This window comes from Acinetobacter bohemicus ANC 3994, assembly GCF_000367925.1.
GTDB classification, from domain to species: Bacteria; Pseudomonadota; Gammaproteobacteria; order Pseudomonadales; family Moraxellaceae; genus Acinetobacter; species Acinetobacter bohemicus.
Genome location: NZ_KB849168.1, coordinates 46,131 through 52,839 on the forward strand (window position 1 = coordinate 46,131; position 6,709 = coordinate 52,839).

Sequence of the window (6,709 nt, forward strand, 5' to 3'; positions counted from 1 at the left end):
GTTGTACTGCATCCATTCTTCGCTTTAATTATCAGACGTCTATGTCCCTATATTTTCATTCTATACAGAGGATGATTTCACGTGCAACTTATTCCATCACCACTCATCTAAATTTACAAACAAAAAAGATTTCAAAATATTAACAGCCTGAAAAGTTTCAAAGATTTTTTTTCAAGCGAGATGCTTCATTGTCGTGTTCCAGACTGTTACTATCAAAGGTGTAATTTCTAAGTGATCAAACCGCTATGCAAGATTCAATTGAACAATATATGCAAACGGTAGGACAACAAGCACGCCAAGCTTCTCGCGTGTTGGCAAGCGCTTCTACCCAAACTAAAAACAATGCTTTATCTGCAATTTACACTGCTTTACAAGACAGTGAAGCTGCAATTTTAGCTGCGAACCAAATGGATATGACCAAAGGTCGTAACAATCATTTGGACAGTGCATTACTTGATCGCTTAGAGCTTACCCCCACACGCTTTAAAGACATGTTACATGGCTTAAAAGACGTCATGAATCTGGTCGACCCAATTGGTGAAATCACCGATTTAGCCTATCGCCCTTCCGGCATTCAATTGGGCAAAATGCGCGTCCCTTTAGGTGTTGTCGGCATGATTTACGAATCGCGCCCCAACGTCACCTTAGAAGCAGCATCGCTGGCATTAAAGTCAGGCAACGCCATTATTTTGCGTGGTGGTTCTGAAGCATTAGAATCCAATAAAGCCATTGCTGAGGCCATTCAACATGGTTTAAAAGCGTCAGGACTACCTGAAACTTCGGTACAAGTGGTGAATACAGCGGACCGTGCAGCCGTTGGACATCTGATTACCATGTCTGAATATGTCGATGTCATTGTTCCACGTGGAGGCAAAAGCCTGATTGAACGGATTAGCAATGAAGCACGTATTCCTGTGATTAAACATTTGGATGGCAATTGTCATGTTTTTGTTGAAGCACAAGCCGATTTGCAAAAGGCCTTACCGATTGCGCTGAATGCCAAAACGCATCGTTACGGCGTGTGTAATGCCATGGAAAGCTTACTGGTGGATGAAAAAGTGGCGGAAGAATTTTTGCCCCGCATTGCTGAATTATATGCAGAAAAACAGGTGGAACTTCGTGGCTGTCGCGAAACTCAGCGCATACTCGGTGCAATGGTCAATCCTGCCAGCGAAGAAGATTGGTACACCGAATATTTAGGTCCAATTTTAGCCGTTAAAGTGGTGAGTGGCATTGATGAAGCCATTGAGCATATCAATAAATACGGTTCACATCACACCGATGCGATTATTACTGAAAACTTTAGCCTTGCCCGCCAGTTCTTAGCACGTGTCGATTCAAGCTCAGTGATGATCAATGCCTCTACGCGTTTTGCTGATGGTTTTGAATATGGTTTAGGTGCCGAAATTGGTATTTCAACCGATAAAATTCATGCCCGCGGTCCTGTTGGACTCGAAGGTCTCACCTCACAAAAATGGGTGGTTTTCGGTGATGGTCAAATTCGCCAATAAGCGCCTTTAATTCATCAAAATACCGGTGTTCAGTTTCAAGCATGAGGCTGAACACAGTCACTACAATATCCCTGCGCTAAATTTCGTAACATCATAAAAACAACGATAAAAGGAAAAAAATGATGTTCTATTATTTAATGATCTGTACATTTTCATTGGCATTATTGGTTTCTTTTGGCGTTATGAAAATTTTTTCCAATTCCATTAACCAAATTCTGGCACGTATTATCAATGACCCCATTCACAGTGCTTGGGCTAAATACACCAAATTTGCGGGCATGGTCGTGGGCACGTCATCAGGCATTCGTATTTATGATATGGAAAAATATATCACCCCACTCACTTATACCGATAACGACAAAAAAATTGTGATTGAATTAACCCAAGAACGCTGGGTACTGGAAATTTACCGCACGATTATTGAAACCTTACAGGGCTTGGCTTGGATGATGCTGGTGTTTTTTATGGTGGCATTAATTGCTTATGTGATTGTGCGTTGGTCAGAAATTAAATACCAATCTAAGCCTTCAGAATAAAGCCTATTCGATGGTTTCAGATACATGATGCTACTGTTATACAAGCAATAACGTATTTGGCAAACAAAACATGACTATAAATAAAAACAATCACCTGATAAATTTTAAGTATTAATCGTTTTCAGGTCGATAGTGCTTAAGTCTAATCACCTAAAGTCTATCTTGGACAGAAAAAAAACACATGTTAAAACATTAGTACAGATCCAGATTGCATTAAATCGTACTGCATGAAGATCACTACGGACAACTTACTTTCAATTAGAATTCGGGTATAAAAACGTGTCTACATCAGTATTAGTAATTAACTGCGGATCTTCATCAATTAAATATGCACTTGTTTCTGAACGTCGTGAAGATCGTATTTTTGGTTTGGCAGAAAATTTAGGCTCTGCTGAAGCACGCATCAAAGGCATTACCGCAGGTGGTGCTGCACTTGAACTTTCAATTCCACATGCCGACCATGAAAAGGCTTTGGAAACCATTTTAGAACGTTTATCGCATTATAATCCGCAAGCTATTGGTCATCGTGTAGTACATGGCGGCACACTAACTAAAGCAGAATTACTGACACCTGAAATTGTTGACCGTATTCGTGCAGCAACACCGCTTGCACCCCTTCACAATCCTGCACATTTAGTGGGTATTGACGCAACCATGCGTTTATTCCCTGAATTACCGCAAGTCGCTGTATTCGATACGGCATTCCATCAAACCATGCCTGCACATGCATACCGTTATGCATTACCTAAATTCTTGTATACAGAACATAATGTCCGTCGCTACGGTTTCCACGGTACTAGCCATGCCTATGTTTCAGAACGTGGTTCTCAATTGGCAGGCAGTTATAAACAAGGCGGCTGGCTTACAGCACACTTGGGTAACGGTAGCTCGACCTGTGCCATCTGGAATGGTGAAAGTGTCGATACCTCTATGGGCTTAACCCCACTAGAAGGTGTGGTCATGGGAACCCGTAGCGGTGATGTCGACCCAAGTCTCCATAGCTTCCTTGCCAGCAATTTGGGTTGGGATATTTATAAAATCGATAAAATGCTCAATAGCCAAAGCGGTTTATTAGGCTTGTCTGATTTATCCAATGACATGCGTACGCTGATTGAAGCATCAGAACAAGGCAATGAAGATGCCAGCATCGCAATTGAAGTGTTCTGCTACCGTCTCGCTAAATCTCTTGCTGCATTAAGCTGCGGCTTACCACGCCTTGATGGTTTATTCTTTACCGGTGGTATTGGTGAAAACTCTGCCTATATTCGTGAAAAAACACTGGCATACCTCCCTCACTTTGGTTTCAACTTAAGTAAAGAACAAAACGACAACTTAAAGCGTGGCACTGAAGGCCGTATCGATGCGGGAACAGGTCCTCAAATTTGGGTTGTTCCGACCGATGAAGAAGGTCGTATCGCCAAAGAAACTGAGTCTGTGGTGAGCCAAGAGGTGAATCAAGCAGCTGAAAAAAAGTCTAAAGATGTTGCGATTGCTTAAGTGATCGCAAACTTTATGATGTGATTAAACGAATCTTTTATTATTTAGAATAAATTTATGAAAACAATTTTGCTCGTACCCACTGGAGAAGGTGTAGGTTTAACTTCAGCCTGCTTAGGACTTGTCTACGCTTTGGAATGCCAAGGTGTAAAAGCCGGTTTCCTTAAACCTTTTTCACAAGAAACGCATCAAGAATCTGACCGTTCAACGGCACTGTATCGCCATTTATCAAACAGCGAAACGGTTGAACCGATTCCTTATCTCAAACTCATTCAACAACTTAACTTAGGTGAAAATGATGAGTTACTGGAAGATGCAGTACGATTACATCGCCAAATTGCTAAACATCATGATTTGATTATTGTCGAAGGTCTGGTTCCAAACAGTCGTGACTCCTTTGCATCTACACTCAATGCCGCTTTGGTTCAGGCACTGGATGCAAAAGTGATTATCGTCAGTAATGCCGATATTAACAAACCTGAATTGACTGCTGAAAAAGTCGAAAATCAATTACGCTATTTGGGTGGAGCATCATCTACCCGTATGGCTGGCGTATTGTTTATGCGTACTAAAGGCTTACCTGAAGACTCTGCTAAAATTCCAGTGACCATTGATCCAAGCTTACGCTTGATTAGCGATACCAATAAATTTACCGCCCAGATTCAAAAAACCCATGCACATATTGGTTCTGAAAAACTTCCAGTGATTGGTTTAGTGCCATTTAGTAATACGCTCAGTGTGCCGCGAATCTCTGATTTGGCCGCCCATATTTCAGCAGAATGGATTAACCAAGGTGAAGCTAAACAACGTCGGGTATTACACAGCAGTTTAATTGCGTCAAATATTGAACATGAACTGAATAAATTTGTCGCTGGCGAACTCATTATTAGTGCCTCTGACCGCATTGATGTTTTATTGGCAAGTAGCTTAGCAACAAGTAATGGGATTCCATTAGCAGGCTTAGTCTTAACTGAGCATCATGAACCGAATGCTTCCGTTTTAGAATTCTGCCAAGCGGCCATTAAAAATGGCTTACCGATTCTGCATACCTCTTTAAGCACATTTGAAACGGCACAAAATCTGGCAAACTTAAGCAATGAAATTCCAATTGATGACACTGAGCGTGCAGAACAAGTGACACGTTTCGTGTCTAGCCACATCAATGCCGATTGGATTGCACTGCTTTTAAATGGTTCATATAAACCACGCTTATCCCCTTCTGCTTTCCGTCATGAATTGGTGCAAAAATCAATTGCGGCGAAAAAACGGATTGTATTACCCGAAGGTGACGAGCCGCGTACCATTCAAGCGGCAGCAATTTGCCAATCACGTGGTATCGCACATTGTATTTTATTGGCAAAACCTGAAGTTGTGGTTGAAGTTGCTAAGGCACGTAATATTGAATTACCGCATGATCTTGAAATTATTGATCCTGACCTGATTCGTGAAAACTACGTGCCTAAAATGGTTGAACTACGTAAAGGTAAAATTAACGAACTACAAGCGCGTGAACAACTGCAAGATACGGTTGTTTTAGGCACGATGATGCTTGCTCTGGATCAAGTAGATGGTTTGGTCTCTGGTGCTGTACATACCACAGCCAATACTGTTCGCCCTGCATTCCAACTGATTAAAACCGCACCTGAATATTCATTGGTATCGTCGGTATTCTTCATGTTGTTACCTGATGAAGTCTACGTTTATGGTGACTGTGCGATTAATCCAGATCCTGATGCGGAACAATTGGCTGAAATTGCAATCCAGTCTGCCGACTCTGCTAAAGCGTTTGGTATTGAGCCGCGTATTGCCATGATCTCGTATTCAACAGGAACATCGGGTGCAGGCGCAGAAGTGGAAAAAGTGGCGAAAGCGACTGAAATTGCCAAACATCGTCGCCCTGACCTACTGATTGATGGCCCATTACAATACGATGCGGCTTCGGTTGAAAGTGTGGGACGTTCAAAAGCGCCAGATTCACAAGTTGCTGGTCGTGCCAATGTGTTTATTTTCCCAGATTTAAACACAGGCAATACCACATATAAAGCCGTTCAACGCTCGGCAAATGTCGTGAGTGTAGGACCAATGTTGCAAGGCTTAAATAAACCTGTAAATGACTTGTCTCGTGGTGCGTTGGTGGATGATATTGTGTTCACTATTGCTTTGACGGCAATTCAGGCTGAACAACAAATTGAAGCCAAGGCGAGCAAAGCCTCTTAATTTCATTTAATGATTTTCAAAAACCACTCTTTCGAGAGTGGTTTTTTTATGGATATTTAATTTCAATAGTATTCTGTCAAAAGTAAAAAATACAACTTTCAGCAAAATATCAGAATTTAATCCAAAATGAGATCTTGGACATTCTAAAACATTAAATATGAAGCATTTTTAGCTTTAGATAGGTTGGCTCATTTTATCTTTTTGGGTCAACCACACCGTATGTCCTGTACATTCAACATCTTCAGCGACCATTTTTATTACTTTAAAGCCAGACTGTTTTAATAAAGCTCGATATTCTTCAGGGGCAAGACTAGCATGATACAAAGCATCGCCAAACAGATCACCTATCGCTTCACCATGACTGGGTCCACTGCTAAACATTAATACGGTGCCTTGCTGCGCAAATCGTACAAATTGACTAAACATCTGCCGTTGATCATCGGGTGTTAAATGAAAAAAACTATCCCACGCCAAAATCGCATTAAATTTCTGATCTAATTCAACGGTTCGCATGTCTGCTTGAAGCCAAAGCTGTTCAGGAAAATTTTGCCTAGCCATTTCAATCATCACATCTGAACTATCGACACCCGTTATTTTATGATCATGCTGAATCAAATAATCTGCTATCGGTTTTCCCGAACCACAGCCTAAATCTAATATTTTAGAATGTTGAGGAATCCGTGCTAGAAAATGATCGAGCCATGCTTTTTCATACAGAAAATTGCCGCGTAATTCCGTCCATGCACGCGCATGTTTTTTATAAATTTCAATAATATTTTGCGCAAGTTCTAACTGATTTTTCATCATGCAAAATTTCTTATATTTTAAACAGTATACTCAAATTTAGATCTTAATTTGAAGATTTGAAGATTTGAAGATTTGAAGATTTGAAGATTTGAAGATTTGAAGATTTGAAGATTTGAAGATTTGAAGATTTGAAGATTTGAA

At 40.8% G+C, this 6,709-nt stretch carries 5 protein-coding genes; 4 read left to right on the forward strand and 1 reads right to left on the reverse strand.

What is annotated here, in order from left to right; genetic code table 11:
• Positions 1 to 245: 245 nt before the first annotated feature.
• The 4 genes from F994_RS07955 to pta all read left to right on the forward strand — a co-directional run bounded on the left by F994_RS07955 (position 246) and on the right by pta (position 5,761).
• Positions 246 to 1,511: a glutamate-5-semialdehyde dehydrogenase gene (locus tag F994_RS07955; protein WP_004649770.1), complete on the forward strand. Its 1,266-nt coding sequence runs from the start codon at positions 246 to 248 to the stop codon at positions 1,509 to 1,511.
• 122 nt (positions 1,512 to 1,633) lie between these two features.
• Positions 1,634 to 2,047, forward strand: a complete 414-nt coding sequence (locus F994_RS07960; protein WP_034696940.1) for a hypothetical protein — start codon at positions 1,634 to 1,636, stop codon at positions 2,045 to 2,047.
• Positions 2,048 to 2,326: 279 nt separating this feature from the next.
• Positions 2,327 to 3,544, forward strand: coding sequence for an acetate/propionate family kinase (locus F994_RS07965; RefSeq protein ID WP_004649772.1), 1,218 nt, complete (start codon positions 2,327 to 2,329; stop codon positions 3,542 to 3,544).
• A 57-nt stretch (positions 3,545 to 3,601) separates the two neighbouring features.
• Positions 3,602 to 5,761, forward strand: a complete 2,160-nt coding sequence (pta, locus tag F994_RS07970) for a phosphate acetyltransferase (protein WP_004649774.1) — start codon at positions 3,602 to 3,604, stop codon at positions 5,759 to 5,761.
• 174 nt (positions 5,762 to 5,935) lie between these two features.
• On the opposite strand, the gene F994_RS07975 is transcribed toward pta, so the two are convergent.
• Entirely contained in the window at positions 5,936 to 6,565 is a 630-nt protein-coding gene (locus F994_RS07975) for a class I SAM-dependent DNA methyltransferase (protein WP_034696977.1), read from the reverse strand.
• Between the last annotated feature and the right edge of the window lie 144 nt (positions 6,566 to 6,709).